Source organism: Pseudomonas sp. HLT2-19-2, assembly GCF_054898005.1.
This window is the reverse complement of sequence record NZ_CM142712.1, coordinates 2,841,273-2,859,248: the sequence shown is the minus strand read 5'-3', so window position 1 is coordinate 2,859,248 and position 17,976 is coordinate 2,841,273. Positions and strand designations below refer to the sequence as shown.

The 17,976-nt window shown below is 60.8% G+C and carries 12 protein-coding genes and 1 pseudogene; 2 read left to right on the top strand and 11 right to left on the bottom strand.

Annotation, left to right across the window (positions count from 1 at the left end):
- Window positions 1–35: 35 nt before the first annotated feature.
- The 9 genes from ACYZTU_RS13260 to ACYZTU_RS13220 all read right to left on the bottom strand — a co-directional run bounded on the left by ACYZTU_RS13260 (window position 36) and on the right by ACYZTU_RS13220 (window position 12,188).
- On the bottom strand, window positions 36–1,643 hold the full coding sequence (locus tag ACYZTU_RS13260) for a 5-guanidino-2-oxopentanoate decarboxylase (protein ID WP_461970738.1): 1,608 nt from the start codon (window positions 1,641–1,643) through the stop codon (window positions 36–38).
- Window positions 1,644–1,653: 10 nt separating this feature from the next.
- A complete protein-coding gene (locus tag ACYZTU_RS13255) occupies window positions 1,654–3,753 on the bottom strand; it encodes an acetate--CoA ligase family protein (protein WP_461970736.1) in 2,100 nt (699 codons plus the stop codon).
- An 18-nt stretch (window positions 3,754–3,771) separates the two neighbouring features.
- Complete coding sequence (locus tag ACYZTU_RS13250; protein WP_461970734.1) at window positions 3,772–4,932, bottom strand: acyl-CoA dehydrogenase family protein; 1,161 nt, start codon at window positions 4,930–4,932, stop codon at window positions 3,772–3,774.
- A 43-nt stretch (window positions 4,933–4,975) separates the two neighbouring features.
- Entirely contained in the window at window positions 4,976–5,767 is a 792-nt protein-coding gene (locus tag ACYZTU_RS13245; RefSeq protein WP_461970733.1) for an enoyl-CoA hydratase/isomerase family protein, read from the bottom strand.
- 293 nt (window positions 5,768–6,060) lie between these two features.
- Window positions 6,061–7,473, bottom strand: coding sequence for an amino acid permease (locus ACYZTU_RS13240; protein ID WP_461970731.1), 1,413 nt, complete (start codon window positions 7,471–7,473; stop codon window positions 6,061–6,063).
- 221 nt (window positions 7,474–7,694) lie between these two features.
- Window positions 7,695–9,956: an ATP-binding protein gene (locus ACYZTU_RS13235; protein WP_461970729.1), complete on the bottom strand. Its 2,262-nt coding sequence runs from the start codon at window positions 9,954–9,956 to the stop codon at window positions 7,695–7,697.
- Window positions 9,953–10,726, bottom strand: a complete 774-nt coding sequence (locus ACYZTU_RS13230; RefSeq protein WP_461970727.1) for a substrate-binding periplasmic protein — start codon at window positions 10,724–10,726, stop codon at window positions 9,953–9,955. Before ACYZTU_RS13230 ends, ACYZTU_RS13235 begins: the two co-directional genes overlap by 4 nt.
- A gap of 5 nt (window positions 10,727–10,731) precedes the next feature.
- Entirely contained in the window at window positions 10,732–11,448 is a 717-nt protein-coding gene (locus ACYZTU_RS13225; RefSeq protein WP_415764994.1) for a response regulator, read from the bottom strand.
- 92 nt (window positions 11,449–11,540) lie between these two features.
- Window positions 11,541–12,188: a TetR family transcriptional regulator C-terminal domain-containing protein gene (locus tag ACYZTU_RS13220; protein WP_461970725.1), complete on the bottom strand. Its 648-nt coding sequence runs from the start codon at window positions 12,186–12,188 to the stop codon at window positions 11,541–11,543.
- A 465-nt stretch (window positions 12,189–12,653) separates the two neighbouring features.
- Here ACYZTU_RS13220 and ACYZTU_RS13215 point away from each other — a divergent pair, with 465 nt between their 5' ends.
- Window positions 12,654–13,922, top strand: a complete 1,269-nt coding sequence (locus ACYZTU_RS13215; RefSeq protein ID WP_461966247.1) for an IS110 family RNA-guided transposase — start codon at window positions 12,654–12,656, stop codon at window positions 13,920–13,922.
- A 34-nt stretch (window positions 13,923–13,956) separates the two neighbouring features.
- Here ACYZTU_RS13215 and ACYZTU_RS13210 read toward each other — a convergent pair whose 3' ends face one another.
- Together ACYZTU_RS13210 and ACYZTU_RS13205 are read right to left on the bottom strand one after the other, a co-directional pair.
- A complete protein-coding gene (locus tag ACYZTU_RS13210) occupies window positions 13,957–14,751 on the bottom strand; it encodes a class II aldolase/adducin family protein (RefSeq protein ID WP_461970723.1) in 795 nt (264 codons plus the stop codon).
- A gap of 75 nt (window positions 14,752–14,826) precedes the next feature.
- Window positions 14,827–15,655, bottom strand: a pseudogene (locus ACYZTU_RS13205) (extracellular solute-binding protein).
- 217 nt (window positions 15,656–15,872) lie between these two features.
- Between ACYZTU_RS13205 and ACYZTU_RS13200 the strand changes: the two are divergent.
- Window positions 15,873–17,834, top strand: coding sequence for an oxidoreductase (locus ACYZTU_RS13200; protein WP_461970722.1), 1,962 nt, complete (start codon window positions 15,873–15,875; stop codon window positions 17,832–17,834).
- Window positions 17,835–17,976: the final 142 nt, after the last annotated feature.

Below are 17,976 nucleotides of genomic sequence, written 5' to 3'. Positions count from 1 at the left end.
CCGTAAAAAGAAGCTCCGTAAAAAAAGGTCGAACGTCAGCGAACACAGGCATGCTTGAGCTCGATCAGGGTCACGCCGTTGCGATTGAAGCCGTGGCGCAAGTCGGTTTGCAGTTCCGCGAGGTTCTGCGGCTGGCTGACGGTGCAACCGAAGGCGCGGCCCAGGGCGGCGAAATCCGGGTTGCGCGGCAGCACGCCGATCGGCTCGATGTCCAGGCCGAGCATGTCGTCGCGAATCTGCCCCAGGGCATCGTTGTTCCACAGCAACACCACCAGCGGGCTGTCCAGTTCCTCGACCGCCGTCGCCAGTTCCTGCGCGGTGTAGAGGAAACCACCGTCACCCACCAGCACCAACCCCGGACGTTGCGGCGCGCCAAACTTGGCGCCGATACCGGCGGGCAAGCCGTAACCCAAGGTGCCGTAACCGGTCGGGTGCAACCAACTGCGTGGCGCCAGTGAATCGAAGGCGTAGTTGCCGGTGTAGGCCAGTTGGGTCATGTCGGTGCTGATGAAAGCGTCGGCCGGGAGTTCGGCAGCAATGCGCTGCAGAATCGCCTGATGGATCGACTGCAACGGACCGTGGCCGTTTTTCACGGCCTCACGCAGCGCCGCGACCGAGGCGATTGCCGCGCTGGCATCACGCACGTCGGGCGATAGACGCTCGAGCAGCGCGGTCAGGGTCTGTTGCGCGTCGCCGTGTAGCGCCACCGTGCAGGGATAGAAGTCATTGAACTTACGCGGATCGATGTCCACTCGTAGCAGCTCGGCGTTGAGTGGCAGGCGCTCGCGCCAGAAATCGGTGTCGGCCATTTCGGTGCCGACCGCCAGCACCACATCGGCCTCGGCGATCAGGTTCCAGCCCGGTTCCACGCACAGCGACGAACCGGCATTGAGCGGTGCGTCCGGTGGCAGCAGGCCTTTACCGGCGACACTGGTGAACAGCGGCGCAGACAGGCGGGTGCTGAGTTCTTGCAACTGCGATGCGGCATTCAATGCGCCGCCGCCCGCGATGATCATCGGCCGTTTCGCGCCATGCAGCTTGGCTACCGCCTCGTCCAATACAGTGGCGGCTGGCGTGCCGCGCCCCGGACGACGCACGACGTCGTTGCTCCAGTCGCGGGCAATCGGTGCCGACAGCACATCCAGCGGCACCGAAATGTGCACCGGGCGCGGACGCTCACTGTCGAACACCGCATAAGCGCGGGCGATCAGATCCGGCAAGTCTTCGGCGGTCAACGCCACCGCCGAGAACGCGGTGATTGGCGCGGTCATCGCGCGCTGATCCTGGGTTTCGTGCAGGCAACCCCAGCCCTTGCCGAGGCTGGCGCTGTGGTTGACGCTGGAAATCACCAGCATCGGAATCGAATCGGCGTAGGCCTGGCCGATGCCGGTGGCGGCGTTGGTCACGCCGGGGCCGGTAATGATGAAGCACACGCCGGGTTTGCCGCTCACCCGCGCATAGCCGTCGGCCATGAAACTGGCGCCCTGCTCATGGCGGGTCAATACGTGGCGAATGCCGCTGCCGGGCAAGCCGCGATACAGCTCCAGGGTGTGTACGCCGGGAATGCCGAACACAGTGTCGACGCCGTAGTTGGCCAGCAGACGCACCAGCGCCTGGCCACCCGTCAAGGTTTTGCTTTGCATGTTCAGGTCCTCACGCATGTGCGATGCGAATCAACGCATCGACCGCAGTCGTGCCATCGGCGCCGACCAACAATGGGTTCACATCAAGTTCCAGCAATTGTCCGGCGTTCTCGCAGGCGTATTCGGCGACCGCACCGATTGCCACCACCAAGGCGTCCAGATCCGCCGCTTCGCGACCACGAAAACCTTGCAGCAATGCGGCGCTGCGCAGGCTCAGCAAGGCCTGGCGAATCGCCCCGTCGGTGGTCGGCAGCAACAGGCTGCGACTGTCCTTGAGCAACTCCACCAGAATGCCGCCGGCGCCAATCACCAAAGCCAGGCCGAAATCGTTTTCGCGCTTGATGCCGACAATCAGCTCCGCCAGCGGCGGCTTGGCCATCGGTTCCAGCAGCAACTGATCGAAAGGCACGCCCGGCGCGTAAGCGGCGATGCTGGCGCGCATTTTTTCCAGGGCAGCGCTTAACGCGGCGCCGTCCTTGAGGTTCAGTGCCACGGCACCGGCTTCGGTCTTGTGCGGCAACTGTGCGCTGACCGCTTTGAGCACCAATGGATAGCCCAACGCTTCGGCGTCCTTCAGTACTTTGTCTGGCGTGCTCAGTACACCGTTGGGCGTCGGCAGGCCAAACTCGCGCAGGGCCTGCTTGGAATCCCATTCATTGAGCAACTGCCCTTCGCCTTCCAGCGCCTGCGGACAGAGTGGCACCAGAGCCGATTCGCCCAATGCCAACAACGCCTGACGATTGCGCTGATAACCGGCGATACGGCCCCAGGCCGCCAAACCGTCTTCGACACCCTGTAACGCTGCCACACCTTGCTCGTGCAAATGCTCGCGGGCATGAGCTGGCAGCAACTCGGGGAAGGCCGAGGTGACAAAACCGGTCTTGCCGTGACGCACCAGCGCCTCGCAGTACAGATCCAGCAGCAGGTCACATTCTTTGCGCTCGCCGGTAAACTCCGCGGGATAGTCGAGCACCAGCATCGCTGCATCGGCCTGTGTGCGCAGGGCGCTGTCGAGCATGGCATTCAAGGCCTCGCCGTCGCCCCAGATCGCCGTGGTGAAGTCCAGCGGGTTGACCAGGTTGGCGTAGGTCGGCAGTACCTGTGCCAGTTCACCGGTTTGGCCAGCGTCGAGCTTCGGCAAACTAAGGTCGTTGCGCTCGGCATAATCAGCGATCAGCCCGGCGTCGCCACCCGAGCAGGCCAGCGCGATCAGGCTGTTGCCCGCCGGCAGGTTGCCGCAGGCCGCGGCTTTCAGGGTTTCGACAAAACTCACCGGACCACTGACGCGAATCACTCCGAGCCTTGCGAACAAAGCGTCGTACAGCGCATCGGAACCGGACAACGAACTGGTGTGACTTAGGGCCAGTTCGGCGCCGATCTGCGACACGCCGGTTTTCAGGGCAATGATCGGAATGCCCTTCTCCAGTGCCTTGTGCGCGGCACGGGCGAAACCCGGTACGTTTTTCAAGCCTTCCATATGCAGGCCGATGGCGGTGACCCGTGGCTCATCGAGCAACACGTCCATCAGTTCGGCCACGCCCAGTTGCGCCTGATTGCCGACCGAGGCCATGTAGGCCACCGGCAGCGAGCGGTCACTCATGGACAGGTTGTAGGCGAAGTTGCCGCTCTGGGTCAGCACGGCCACGCCCTTCTCCACCGCTTTGCCGCCATGGGCCACCGGCCACAGCGCGGAGCTGTGCAGGTAGTCGAGCAGCCCGTAGCAATTGGGGCCGAGCAACGCCATGTCGCCAGCGGCTTCGAGCAGTTGCTGTTGCAGGGCCTGGCCTTCGGCGCCGGTTTCGGCAAACCCGGAGGCGTAGCAGATCGCGCCGCCGGTACCGACGGCGGCGAGTTCGGCGACGCAGGTCAGGGTCAGTTCACGGTTGGTCGCGATGAACACCGCGTCCGGGCCGCACGGCAAGTCCGCAATGCTGCGCAAGCAGGGTACGCCTTCGAGGCTGTCGTGCTGCGGATTGACCAGCCACATTTGCCCTGGGTAACCGCCGTCGGCACAGCGCTTGAGCGCGCGGGCCATGCTGCGGCCACCGACAAACGCCACGTGGCGCGGGGCGAGCATGCGTTTGAGGTTGTCACGAATCGTTTGCGACATTGTAATTCTCCGGGCCAATCAGCGCAGCAGCGGCCGCAGCAGCTCACGGGAAATGATGTGGCGCTGAATTTCCGAGGTGCCTTCCCAGATCCGCTCGATACGCGCGTTACGCCAGATGCGCTCCACCGGCCCTTCATCCATCAGGCCCATGCCGCCAAAAATCTGCACCGCCTCGTCGGCTGCGCGACCCAGCACTTCGCTGGCGAACAGCTTGGCCATGCCGGCCTCGCCGTCAGTCATGGTGCCTTGGTCCATTTTCCATGCGGTGTGCAGGGTCAACAGTTCCGCTGCGCGGATTTGCGTGGCCATGTCCGCCAATTTGAAAGAGACGCCCTGATAGCTGCCGATCGGCTGGCCAAATTGCTTGCGATCGGCCGCCCATTGCAGCGACACGTCCAGCGCCCGTTGCGCCTGACCGACGCAGTTGGCCGCGACCATCACCCGGCCGGCAGTCAGCCAGGCGTTGGCCACTTCCCAGCCTTTGCCGACTTCGCCCAATACTTTAGCGGCCGGGACACGGCAGTCGTCGAAGAACATTTCGAAGGTGTGATAACCACGGTTGCTCACGCACTTGGGGCCACGGCGAATGGTCATGCCCGGGCTGTCGCGGTCCACCAGGAACGAAGTCACGGCGTTGCGCTTGCGGCCGTTGTGCTCGTAGGTGTCGGTCACCGCGAAGACAATGGCGAAGTCAGCGTGGCCGGCGTGGCTGATGAAGTGTTTGCTGCCGTTGAGAACAAAGTCGTCACCGTCACGCACGGCGCGGGTCTGGATCGCATTGGCATCGGAACCTGCGCCCGGTTCGGTCAACGCGAAGCAGTCGATCTTCTCGCCCTGGATGCACGGCAACAAGTAGTCGTCGATCTGATCGCCGGTGCAGGCCATGAGAATTTTCGATGGCCGCGCAACGAAGACGTGCAGCGCCCAGGACACCTTGGAAAGCTCACGCTCGATCAGCGCTTGGGACAGGTAATCCAGACCACCACCGCCGACCTCTTCCGGCATGTTGAAGGCGTAGAAACCGGCGGCGATCGCCTTGCCGCGAATCTGCGCCGCCAGCTCCGGGGAGACTTCGTCGGAGCGATCGACTTCATCTTCATAGGGCAGCAGTTCCTTAACGACGAAACTGCGTACTGCGTCCACCAACATTTCTTGTTCTTGGGTCAGTTGGAAATTCATGGTGCTACCTGTTGTTCGTGTGCTGATAGAGGTGTGCCGAGGCTCAACGACCGATAAAGCGTGCCGGGCGTTTTTCCATGGCCGCGCGCAGGGCTTCGTTGCCGTCTTCGCTGCGACCGCACAACAGGCCGGCGGCCAGTTCCGCTTGCAGTTGCTCGGGCAAGCTACGGTCGGCACCTTCGCGCATGAGTTTTTTGGTCTGGGCGAAGGCAAAGGTCGGCCCGGCGGCCAGGCGTGCGGCGAGTTCGCTGGCGGCGGTCTGCAGTTGATCGTCGGCGCAGACATCGCTGACCAGGCCGGCGTCGAGGGCACGGTCAGCGCCCCACAACTCGTCGAGGAACAGCAGGCGCTTGGCCTGCTCGGCGCCGATCAGCCGCGGCAGGTGCCAACTGGCGCCGGCGTCCGGCGAGTAGGCCATGCTGGTGTAGCCGGCCTTAAAGCGTGCCGACTGGCCGGCGATGCGCAGGTCGCAGCACAGGGTCAGGTCCATCCCGGCGCCGACGGCGGTGCCGTTGATGGCGGCGATTGTCGGTTTTTCCAGGCTGTACAGGCGGGTCATCAAGGCATGGGCGGTTTCGGTCCAGCCGTAGCTTTCCAATGCGCCACGGGCTTCTGCGGCGGCCCATTCGTCGAGGTCGGCACCCGCGCAGAAACTGCGACCGCTGCCGGTCAGCACCACCACGCGTACCGCAGGGTCGGCGTTGAAATCGTCGAGCAAGGTGTGCAGGTTCTTCAAAGTCGGAATGTCCAGCGCGTTGCGCTGAGCAGTGCGATTTAGGGTGATCCAGGCAACGCCTGCTTCGACCTGACTGAGCAGTGAATCGTGAGTAGTCATGCGAGTCCTCGAATTATTGTGTTTGGTCTGAGGTGATGCGACTTGAGGCCATACTAAACGAGTGTTCAGTAAGGCGGCAATTGATGATGATAAAAGCTGTAACAGACCTAAAATCTCTATAACTAACTGTTTTATATAGGTTATGTATCTGTATTAAGTTCTTGATCGATGACGCTGTTACAACTTCGAACAACCTACACCGCTGACACGATCTGCCCGCGAATGGTTATTTCCCTGAAATGCAAAAAAAAACGCGACAGGCGCCTGCCGCGTTTTTTGTCAGTCGATGGGAATTACGCCGCCGGCAACGTCGGGGCCAACACCGCCTTGCGTTTACGATGGAGCAAGAAATACGCGCCATAACACAGAACAATGAATCCAAACCCCCAATACAACGACGGACGCTGGGTTTCATCCAGGGCCAGGAACACGAACAAAGAGCAGCACAGCGTGATGCACATCAAGGGCAGCACCGGGAACCACGGGGCGCGGTATTTCAGATCGCTGAGTTTTCCGCCGTCGCGCAGGTAGGCTTTGCGGAACTTGTACTGCGCCAACGCGATGACAATCCAGGTCACAGTGCCGGACATACCACTCACCGCCATCAGCACCATGAACAACGTTTCGGCGGCGATGAAGCTAGTCAGCAGCGACACCAGGGCAAAGCACAAGGTGATGCTCAAGGCGCGCAACGGCACACCACGTTTGCTCAACAGCGAAAGACTTTTCGGCGCCATGCCGGTTTTCGACATTGCCCACAGGATGCGGGTCGAGGCGTACAAGCCGGAGTTGCCCACCGACAAAATCGCCGTGAGAATCACAAAGTTCATTAAGTCAGCGGCGTACGGAATGCCGACCATGTCGAACACCTGCACGAATGGACTTTCCATCAGCCCCGCCTGCTGCCACGGCACGATGGCCGACAGCACGATAATCGCCAGCACGTAGAAGATCAGCACCCGGAACACCACGTTGCGCACGGCGCGCGGGATGCTTTTTTCAGGCTGGTCGGTTTCGCCAGCGGCCACGCCCATGATCTCGCAGCCCTGGAAGGCGTAGACCACGGTCATCATCACCGCGAACACCGCCGACAGGCCGTGAGGGAACAACGAGTCGCCGATCAGGTTGCTCATCATCGGCGCGGGTGCGCCACTGCTCAGCGGGATCGCGCCGAAAATCACCAGCACGCCGACCACGATGAACCCGAGAATCGCCGCGACCTTGATCCCGGAAAACCAGTATTCCGCCTCACCGAAGGCGCGGGTCGCCAGGGCGTTGAGGCCGAACAGCACCACCACGAACAGCGCCGACCAATACCAGATCGGCACCTGCGGAAACCAGCGGGTCATCAGCATCCCGGCTGCGGTGAATTCCAGGCCGACCGTGGTGGCCCAGCTCATCCAGTACACCCAGCCGATCATGAACCCGGTGGCCGGGCCGATGTATTTCGTGGCGTGGGTCTGGAACGAACCGGATACCGGCATGTGCACCGACAGTTCGCCCAGGCAGACCATCACCAGGTACATCAGGAAACCGGCGACCAGGTAGGCCAGAATCGCCCCCATCGGGCCGCCCTGGTTGATGATCACGCCGGAGCCCATGAACAGCCCGGTGCCGATTACGCCGCCCAGCGACAGCATGAAAATGTGCCGGCTTTTCAGGGCACGGGTCAATTGGATGCCATTGCGTTCGATGTTTTCGCTCATGTCGGCACCTCAGCAGTCAGTGAGGTGCGCAGCGCATGACAGGAGGTCATTGCGCAGGATGGGATCAGCTTTACGGCCATTCATTATTATTATCTCCAATAAGCTTCGAAGACCGCGCTACGGCGGTTGCGTCGATTATTGGAAAGCGATGTAAGGTCGTGTTGTACGCAGTGATCGAAGTTGTAGAAAATCGTAACGATATTGTACGGTGGGCTTGTACGTCAGGTCTGCAACAGGTGTTCCAGGGTTTGAAGCGAGCGCTGCAATTGTTCATGAACCCGCGGCGCCAGTTCATGGATGGCCGACTCGTCGTTGACCTGCGCCACTTCTTCCAGTGTTCGCAATACCGTGGCCAACGCTCGAAAGCCTAGCGAGTCACAGCTGCCGGCCAAGCGATGCGCCAGGTGCGCGATTTCGGTGCAATCCTCGGCCTCGGTGGCTTCGCGCAGCGCCTCCCGGTGCTGCAGGATCGAGTCGCGCAGCATCAATAGCAGACCCTGCACCTTTTGCTCACCAAGCAAGCTGCGATGGGTTTGCAGCAACGGCCAGTCCATGACGTTGTCGTCCGGCGCAGGTTCCCGGTCCAGCTTCTGCCCGGCCAGGGCCTGACGTAGATTGTCCAGTTTCAACGGTTTGGCCAACACGCCGTCCATGCCCGCATCCAGATACCCGCGCACCAGTGAAGGTTGCACGCTGGCCGTCAGGGCGAAGATGCGGGTCTGGCGGTTCGGTCCGTTGTTGCGGCGGATCTGATTGCACAACTCGACACCACTGATACCCGGCAGATGCACGTCCAGCAGAATCAAATCGAAAGTCTGGACAGCGCACTGCACTAACGCCTGTTCGCCCTCTTCGGCCAGCCACACTTGATGACCGTCACGTTGCAGCAGGCCCTGGACCACTTCGCGGTTCAGGGCCACGTCCTCAACCACCAGAACCTTGAGTGCTGACCCCACGACAGCCACTGGCGTAACGGCTACAGCACCGATGGCGGGCTGCAACGTCAGCTCGAACCAGAAACAACTACCGCGCCCGACTTCACTGTCAACGCCGATACATCCGCCCATGTGCTCCACAAGATGCTTGCAGATCGCCAGCCCCAGCCCGGTGCCGCCAAAGCGCTGCGCCACTTCCTCGCTGGCTTGAGTGAAGCGCTCGAAGATTTTCGCCTGCATCGCCGGTGCGATGCCGATCCCGTCGTCCGTTACACTCACCCGCATACGCTGCCCGCTGTGCGCTTCAGGCTGAGTGAGCCACGCCACCTCGACGCTGACTTCCCCGCCTTCGGTGAACTTGATCGCGTTGGCTAACAGGTTACTCAACACCTGTCGCAGGAATTGCTCGGCGCCGTGGTGATGTTCAGCCAGCCGTTGATCGACTCGGCAATGCAGGAGCGTGTCGTTACTCAGCGCCTTGGGTTCAAGCAGGGTCAACACTTCGTCGAGCAGTTGGCGAATCGAGAAACCCACCGGCTCGGGCAGGCATGCGCCCTCCTCCAGCTTGGCGAAATACAGCACTTCATTGAGGATCGTCAGCAAACCCTCGCCAGCCTTGCGCAGTGCATCCAGACGTTGGCTGTCGCGCTCGTCCAGGCTGGCACCGCGCAACAATTCGGCCATCCCGAGGATGCCGTTGAGCGGCGTGCGCAGCTCGTGGCTCATGGTCGCCAGAAAGCGCGACTTGGCCTGATTGGCCGCTTCGGCCTCGTCCTTGGCGCGCATCAGGCTGGCGGTGCGGCGCTCGACCATGCGCAGCAATTCGTCGCGGTTGTCCTGCAAGGCCAGGCGGTCGGTTTCCCGGCGGTCGATGTCCCTGAGGATCGCCCGGCGCATGTCGTCGAGGGCGTCGGCAACGGTGTCGATTTCATCTTCTTGAGCGTTGCGCCGTTTGTCCAGGCTTAACGGCTCCTGCCATTTACCGGCGGCGATGCGCCGGGCAAATTCGGCCATGACGCGCAGGTGGCGGGTGACCAATCGATAGAACAAGCCGGACAGCGCCACCGCCAAACCGCAGAGAAATACGCCCATCCACAACAAACTGGTCAACCCGGTGGCGTACAGGCGCTCATACACCGCGCCCAGATCAGTGCTGACTTCCAGTTCGCCGAGCTGCCGCAACGGGCCGGATGGCGGTAGATAGCGCAGGGCAAAACGCTCGATGCGCAACGGCCCCACAGGGTTGGGGTTACCTTGTAGCAAGTCGTAGTCCGGACTGGTCAGGTGCACCCGCGCCACATCGGAAAAACCCACCAGACCGCGCAATTGCACGTTCAACTGCTCCTGGTTCAGATCCCACAGGCTGCGCTCCAGGCTCGCCAGGTAGCCGGCGCGGATCAGCTCCATGCGCGAGTCGATCTCGCGCATCTCCCGGCGATATTCGATGTACAACTGCACGGTACTGGCGAGCACGGTGAAACACAGGCTGAACAACAGAATGAACAGCAGCAGGCGCCGCAACAGTCCACCAGGGCGGGCGTGGATCATGGCGCGTTCGCCGGCAGGTTGATCATGTCACGGTAGGTGACTTCGCTTTCATTGAGCAGACGCTCGATATCGCCGCCATCGACCATGCGCTGCAATTGCGCATTGATGTCTGGCATGCGCGCGGCCAGTGGCGAGCGGCGTGAAACGGCGACTCGCAGGTAGTCCACGCTGAGGGCATTGGGTAACGCAACGATGTCTTGCGCGCCGGGCATTTTCTCCACGTACAACTGCCCGGTGCGGCGCTCCTGGGTGATGAAGTCGATGCGCCCGCGAATCAGTTTGCCGAAGTTCTGGCGGCTGTCGGAGACCCACTCAATGTTGTTGTTTTGCGCGACCATGCGATCGAATTCCACGCCATAACTTTCGCCAAACAGCAGTCCGCCACGGTAGCGGACAAGGTCCTCCAGCCGTTCGAATTTCACCGGGTGCTGGCGATTGATGAACACCGCCACCTCTTCGCGCAGCACCGGCACCGTGGAAAACAACATGCTCTGTTCCCGTTGCGCGGTGGTGTAGGCCAGCACAACGTCGACCCGGCCTTCGGCGGCGTCGAGCAGACAACGCTGCCAGTTGCCCAGCACCACGATTTCGACTTCGTAGCCCAATTGACCGAACAGGATTTTCACTACGCTCGGCGCCAGGCCCCGGACCTGTTTGCCGTCGCTCCAGGAAATCGGCGGGTACACCGGATAGTCGCAATAGCGCACCTTCTCCGCCGCCAGCGTGTTGCCTGTCACCAGCACCAACAGCAGGCAAAACAGCCGCGCCACGGCCCTCACGCAGCGAGGCTGGCAGTGAACAGGTAACCGGCGCCGTGGATGGTGATGATCAACTGCGGTTCTGCCGGGTCGTCGTGCAGCTTGCGGCGTAAGCGGCCCACCAGCACATCGATTGAGCGGTCGTTGGGCACCCATTCGCGGTTGCGGATCTGGTCCATCAACTGGTCGCGGCTCAGGGTGTGACCGCTGTTGCGCAGGAACACGCTGAGCAGCTGGTACTCGCCGTGGGTGAGCAGGGTTTCACTGCCGGCCAGATCGATCAGGCGTCGGCGGTCGGTGTCCAGCGCCCAATCGGCGAACTGTTTGACGGGTCTGGGGACTGTGGCCACCGGTTGAGGAATCTGCGCGTGACGAACCCGGCGAATCAGGTTTTTCGCCCGGGACACCAGCTCGCGTGGATTGAGGGGTTTGATCACATAGTCATCGGCACCGCATTCAAGGCCGACGATACGATCAATTTCATCGTTGCGCCCGGTGATCAGGATGATCCCGACTTCCGAGCGCACCCGCAACTCTCGGGTCAGGGTCAGGCCGTCCTTGCCCGGCAGGCGGATATCGAGCATGACCAGGTCTACGGTCTGGCTGGCCAGGAAGGTTTCGGCCAGTTCCGCCGTGGCGGCGCAATGAACGTCGTAGCCCTCCTGGGACAAGTAGGCGTGCAACAGTTCACGAATCAGCGGATCGTCATCGACAATCAGTACCCGAGGCGTCATTGCTTGGTGTCCTGCACAGGCCCGAAGGCGTATTTCTTATTAGAGTGTTTTTCTGCATCAGCGGTAGAGAGTAGTCACTACTGAACAGGTGATCAACAGCTGCTCGTCTGCACGCAAAAACGCTGGCGGCCACCGGCCTGCAATCCGTCGACCCAGGCTTCGCAAATCTGGATACCCTGCTCCGGAGTAAAGGTGCCGGGATTGAGCCCGTACTCCAGCCACAGGCCATCGAGCAAGGCACTCAGGCTGATCGCCGCGAGATCGCCGTCGAAGTTTTCCCAGCCCTCCTCCTGCGCGAGTTCCATCAGCACCTTGCGCAAGATGCCGCGATACTCGCCGTAGGAATGATCGTGAGCCTTATTGATTGCCTCGGCAGTTTTCACCGCACCCCAGAACGCCAGCCAGGCATCGATCAACTGCGGATCGAGCAATTCGGCGGAAAACGAGCCGCGAAAAAACGCCGACAAGCGCTCGCGGGCATTGGGTGCGGCCTGCTCCATGGCGTCGCGCAGCAGGCTCATGACCCGCCCGGTGATCGCCATATAGGCCTCGGCCACCAGCTCATCCTTGCCGGAATAGTGATGGCTGATCAGGCCTAGCGAAACACCCGCCTCGGCGGATATCTTGCGGATCGACGCACCTTGAAAGCCGTGGCGCTTGAGGCATTCCAGCGTCGCCTCGATCAGATTGGCCTTGCGCAACTGCGGTTCCATGCGGGAAAAACGGGCTTCCTGATTCATGGGCAACACGCTCCTGGATTCAATCACTGGGGCTCGCACTATCATTGCAAGCTGAACGACTGTACAGCAAGAGCGTGGCATGTCTCCAGTCAGTTGCGCGTCCGGGAGACCGTAGCGCCCCAATCGCGGGCAAGCCTCGCTCCTACAGATTTGGGTTGTTCCACCATTATCGACACGAAGCAAAACCTGGAGCGGGGCTTGCCCGCGATATAGGTAGTCCGTTCCTTTCTCTTCCATACTGATATCGCTGGAAGTCAGTTGTCGGCGAGGAAGGAACATGCACCTGTGGGCTACGAATATGCCCGCGCAGCACTCGATGATTACGCCATCACCTTCGAGTCCACAGGTGCGCTTGCGCCCTCTAACGAATTCTCAGGGAAAGCCCGACACGGCTCTCTATATCGCCTTCGCTGGACGCAAGCATGCATGTCCCTGCATGTACTTTAGCGCCTGTTGAGGTGTTCCATGCAAACGCTCCTGTCTCAGAGTTTCACTGCTTATATCGGAATTGATTGGGCAGACACCAAGCACGACACCTGTTTGCAGATAGCTGGAGAGGCTCAGCGCAGTTTCGAGGTCATTGACCATAAGCCCGAGTCGATTGATCGCTGGGCCAGGTCGCTGCATCAACGTTACGGTGGCCCGATCGCGATCGCCGTGGAGTTGAACAAAGGCCCACTGATAGCGGCTCTGCAAAAATATGAGTTTTTTTGTATCTTTCCGATCAATCCGAGCACCTTGGCCCGGCACCGTAAAACCTTCGTCCCCAGTGGCGCCAAGGATGATCCAACGGATGCTCAATGGGCGCTTGAGCTGTTGCTGAATCACCCCGAACGGTTTCCTCAACTGGTCCAGCAAAGCTCCGCCATGCGTTCGCTCGCCAGCCTGACCGAACATCGCCGCGGATTGGTCGATGACCGGGTCAAGATCAGCAACCGTCTGGTGTGCATGCTCAAACAGTACTACCCGTTGGCCCTGGAGCTGTTTCATGACCATGACACGCTGGTTTTTTGTGAATTTCTGGCGCGCTGGTCGACCTTTGAAACGCTTAAGCGCGCTCGGCCGGCCAGCGTTTTGAAGTTCCTTCACGCGCATAATGTTCGCCATGCCGAGCTCAATCAGCAGCGTTTGGCGTTGATCGCCAAAGCCATGCCGTTGACTGAAGATCCAGGCGTGGTCAGTCCTTCAGCGCTGTATGTGCTGGCCCTGGTCTCGCAACTGAAAGGGATCATCACGGCGATCAAAGACTTTGATCGGGAGATCGAAAAAACTGCCAACACCCTGGCCGACTACCGACTCTTCAAGGCCTTGCCCGGCGCGGGACAGCAGCTTGCACCACGGTTGATGGTCGCCTTTGGTGAGCAGCGTGATCGCTTCAAGGATGCCAGTGCGGTGCAGCGATATGCCGGGATTGCCCCGGTCACCGAACGCAGTGGCAAGAAAAAAGTCGTCCACTGGCGCTATCAATGCGCAACTTTTTTGCGCCAGACCTTTGTTGAGTGGGCTGCCCACAGCATCAATCAATCGGTGTGGGCAGAGGCGTATTATCGCCAGCAAAGGGCCAAAGGCAGCTCTTACCAAGCAGCCCTCAGGGCTCTGGCGTTCAAGTGGATCCGGATCGTTTATCGGTGCTGGAAGACCAGCACCGTGTACGACGAAAACGTTTATTTACAGACCTTGCTACGGCACGGCTCGCCTTTGATCAGCGAGCCGGACACAGCAACATCGTGTTGACGGAAAGGCTCAGGGCGTGATGACGTCAGCCCATTCACACAGGGTCCCGATAACCCGGCGCCACTCGTTCCAGCAATCTCAGCAGCGCCGCCCACGCCAGCTGCATCCCATCGGGGTCGCTGAGTTCACCCTCGTCCAGCGGCCGACCAGGGTCGTTGAACTGGCGCTCGGTGTGTTCGCACACCTCGGCCGGGGGTAACACCAGCTCACCGGCAGCTTGCGCGGCCAACTGGATTTCGCAGGCTTTTTCCAAATAGTACATGCGCAAAAACGCCTGGCTCACCGTCTCGCCAACCGTGAGCAGACCGTGGTTGCGCAGCATCAGCACCGGTTTGTCGCCCAAGTCCTGCACCAGTCGTTGTTGCTCGCTCATGTCCAGCGCCACGCCTTCGTAGTCGTGGTAAGCGACGCGACCGTAGAACTCCATGGAAATCTGATTGACCGGCAACAACCCGCATTTCAATGCGGCGACTGCGCAACCGGATTTGGTGTGGGTATGCAGCACGCATTGTGCGTCTTCATCGCGGGCACCGTGAATGGCGCTGTGAATCACAAAACCGGCGGGGTTCACCGGGTACGGTGACCCTTCAACGGCGCGACCTTCGAGGTCGATCTTCACCAGATTGGATGCAGTGATTTCATCGAACATCAGCCCATAGGGGTTGATCAGAAAGTGATGCTCCGGCCCCGGCAGGCGCACCGAGATGTGGGTGAAAATCAGGTCGGTCATGCGAAAATGTGCAATCAAGCGATAACAGGCCGCCAGTTCTTCGCGCAGGCGCTGTTCGGTAGCGCTGCGCGCAGTCAGGTGGGTCGCAATCTCATTCATCGTTATGGTTCTCCAGGCTGATCGGTTCGGGCAGTCAGTACGGCTGGACGCGCATGGACGTCCAGCCGCAGTCAGTTATTTGCTCGCCCAGGCGTTGAAGCGCTCCTCAAGCTCCTCGCCATGGTCGACCCAGAAACCGACGTCCATCGACAGCGCGCCCTTGAGGTTCTGCGGCGCAGTCGGCACCCATTGCGCGAGTTTGTTGTCCAGTCGCGCAGCGGCCTCGGTGTTGGTCGGGCCATAGGGGATTTGCTGCACGTACTTGACCTGGGCATCCGGCTGATTGGCAAAGGCGATGAAGCGCTGGGCCTGATCGACATGTTTGGAGCCCTTGATGATCGCCCAGTAGTCCATGCCATACAGGCTGCCGGGCCAGACCAGCCCCAGATGACTGCCGCTTTGCGCGGCGGCGGCGATGCGTCCGCTGTAGGTTGAAGTCATCACCACATCGCCGGCGGTCAGCCATTGCGCCGGTTGTGCGCCCGCTTCCCACCACTGGATGTACGGCTTGATCTGATTGAGTTTGGCAAACGCCCGGTCTACGCCCTGTGGGGTATTGAGCACCTTGTAGACATCCTCGACCTTCATCCCGTCAGCGAGCAAGGCGAACTCCAGGTTGTACACCGCGCGTTTGCGCAGGCCACGTTTGCCCGGAATTGTCTGCACGTCCCAGAAATCGGCCCATGACTTTGATCTTGGCCATTTCGCCGTTGTATTCGCTCTGGATGACCTTGCGTTGATCCACTGCGCTAAACGGTTGGAAGAACGCCACGTCCTGGGCTTTTTGTCCGGCTCCGCCGTATCCGACCACCACCATGTCCGAAGCTGCCTGAGCACTGCCCAGGCCGATGGCCAGGGTCAACACTAAGGGATAACAACCGTGCTTGAGCGTATTCGATTTCATCAGTGGTTCCTCGTACAGGTGCAAGCCGAATATCGGTCGGCATCGCCCTTTTTTATTGTTGGTGAGGTTCGCCCCAGGAGCGGGCTCGAAACGAAACTACTGTAAGCCACAGTAAAAAAACAAGTTGATTTTTTACTGAAGGTAAATTTCTATAGGCAAATAATAACAACGCCGAAAGCCGGTCTTTCAGCTTCAGCCTGCCCTGAGTACCCGTACCATGCCGAGCCCGACCCCAGTTTATGCGCACCTGTTCGAACCCTTGCAAATCCGCGGCAAACGCCTGAAAAACCGCATCATGTCCAGCGGTCATGACACCTCGATGCCCACCGACAACCTGGTCAACGAACAGCTGATCGCCTATCACCGGGCGCGCGCCGAAGGTGGGGTCGGGCTGATCGTGCTGCAAGTGGCCGGTGTGCATGACAGCGCGCGGTACACCTCCCATGTGCTGATGGCCACCGACGATGCCTGCATCGATGGCTACCGGGAAATCGCGCAAACCTGCCACGCTCACGGCACCTTGGTGCTGTCGCAGGTGTTCCATCCGGGGCGGGAAATCATGGAGTCCAGCGATGGCCTGCTGGCCGTGGCCTACTCCGCTTCGGCGGTGCCCAATGAACGTTTCCGGGTGATGCCGCGCGCACTGGATCAGCCGATGATCGACGAGATTGTCGCCGGTTATGCCGCTGCCGCACGGCGTCTGCATCAGGCCGGGATCGATGGCGTCGAAGTGGTCGCCAGTCACGGCTACCTGCCTGCGCAGTTCATCAACCCCCGGGTCAACCGCCGAACCGACGGCTACAACGGTGAGCTGGAACAGCGTCTGCGCTTCCTGCGCGAAGTCATCGCCGCGATACGGGCCAGCACCGACGAGCAGTTCATCATCGGCCTGCGCATCTCCGCCGACGAGCGCGACCCTGAAGGCCTGACCGAAAACGAATCCTTGGCAGCCGTGCAATTGCTGCAACCACAACTGGATTACGTGCACATCGTCGCCGGCACCTCAGCGTCACTGGGGGGCGCGGTGCACATCGTGCCGCCGATGGCGATTGAAGCGGCATACCTGGCCAAAGAGGCTGGCACCTTCAAGGCCGGATTGAGCATTCCACTGTTCGTCACCGGGCGCATCAATCAACCCCAGGAAGCCGAACTGATTCTGGCCCGGGGTCAGGCCGATGTGTGCGGCATGACCCGGGCGTTGATCTGCGACCCGCAAATGCCCAACAAGACCAATGCCGGCCGCGCCGAAGACGTGCGCGCCTGCATCGCTTGCAATCAGGCGTGCATCGGGCACTTTCACAAAGGTTTGCCAATTTCCTGCATCCAGCATCCTGAAACCGGTCGCGAGTTGATCTTTGGAGCGCGGCAACGGGCGCCGACACGCAAGCGCATCATGATCGCCGGCGGTGGTCCGGCCGGGATGAAAGCCGCTGCGGTGGCGGCGCAATGCGGGCATGATGTGACGCTTTACGAAGCCAGCTCACAACTTGGCGGCCAAGTGCTGTTGGCGCAATTGCTGCCCCGGCGCAGCGAATTCGGTGGCGCGAGCACCAATCTGCAACGGGAAATGGAATTGGCCGGGGTACGAGTAGTGCGCAACACCCGAGTCGACCGGGCATTGGTGGAACGGGATAAACCGGAGATGGTGATTGTTGCCACGGGTGCCGAGCCATACTGGCCGGCGTTCGAACGCGGGGGTGAATTGCAGGTGGTGGATGCCTGGCAGGTGCTGCGCGACGAAGTGCAAATCGGCCGTTCGGTGGTGGTGGTCGACTGGCGTTGCGACTGGATCGGCCCCGGCATCGCCGAGCGTCTGACCCGTGCCGGCCATCAAGTGCAACTGGCGGTCAATGGCACCCATTGCGGGGAAAACCTGCCGCTGTACGTACGTGACCAACTGGCCGGTGAGCTGCACAGACTGGGCATTCCCATCACCCCTTACGCGCGGCTGTACGGTTGTGACGACAACACCGTTTACTTGCAACACACCGCCAGTGGCGAACCCATGTTGCTGGAAAATATCGACACGCTTGTGTTGTGTCAGGGTCATCAACCCGTGGATACACTTGGCGCGGAACTGCAAGGCCTGGTGGAATTTCGACGCATCGGCGATTGCCTGGCGCCGCGCACCGCCGAAGAAGCGATTTATGAAGGTTTGAAAGTCGCCTGGGCGCTTTAAGCCCGTTTATACTCCGGGGCTTTTACCCTATTGGAGCGAGCTTGCTCGCGATGCTCCCTAATGCGTGCTTACTGGTTGAACGCGGCGTCGGTGAGTCCATCGCGAGCAAGCTCGCTCCTACGGGGTTCACGTTCGACCCGGT

What these genes read in the sequence shown, in the direction of transcription:
- ACYZTU_RS13260 (WP_461970738.1), bottom strand. Translation starts at nt 1,643, where the DNA reads ATGCAAAGCAAAACCTTGACGGGTGGCCAGGCGCTGGTGCGTCTGCTG.
- ACYZTU_RS13255 (WP_461970736.1), bottom strand. Translation starts at nt 3,753, where the DNA reads ATGTCGCAAACGATTCGTGACAACCTCAAACGCATGCTCGCCCCGCGC.
- ACYZTU_RS13250 (WP_461970734.1), bottom strand. Translation starts at nt 4,932, where the DNA reads ATGAATTTCCAACTGACCCAAGAACAAGAAATGTTGGTGGACGCAGTA.
- ACYZTU_RS13245 (WP_461970733.1), bottom strand. Translation starts at nt 5,767, where the DNA reads ATGACTACTCACGATTCACTGCTCAGTCAGGTCGAAGCAGGCGTTGCC.
- ACYZTU_RS13240 (WP_461970731.1), bottom strand. Translation starts at nt 7,473, where the DNA reads ATGAGCGAAAACATCGAACGCAATGGCATCCAATTGACCCGTGCCCTG.
- ACYZTU_RS13235 (WP_461970729.1), bottom strand. Translation starts at nt 9,956, where the DNA reads ATGATCCACGCCCGCCCTGGTGGACTGTTGCGGCGCCTGCTGCTGTTC.
- ACYZTU_RS13225 (WP_415764994.1), bottom strand. Translation starts at nt 11,448, where the DNA reads ATGACGCCTCGGGTACTGATTGTCGATGACGATCCGCTGATTCGTGAA.
- ACYZTU_RS13220 (WP_461970725.1), bottom strand. Translation starts at nt 12,188, where the DNA reads ATGAATCAGGAAGCCCGTTTTTCCCGCATGGAACCGCAGTTGCGCAAG.
- ACYZTU_RS13215 (WP_461966247.1), top strand. Translation starts at nt 12,654, where the DNA reads ATGCAAACGCTCCTGTCTCAGAGTTTCACTGCTTATATCGGAATTGAT.
- ACYZTU_RS13210 (WP_461970723.1), bottom strand. Translation starts at nt 14,751, where the DNA reads ATGAATGAGATTGCGACCCACCTGACTGCGCGCAGCGCTACCGAACAG.
- ACYZTU_RS13200 (WP_461970722.1), top strand. Translation starts at nt 15,873, where the DNA reads ATGCCGAGCCCGACCCCAGTTTATGCGCACCTGTTCGAACCCTTGCAA.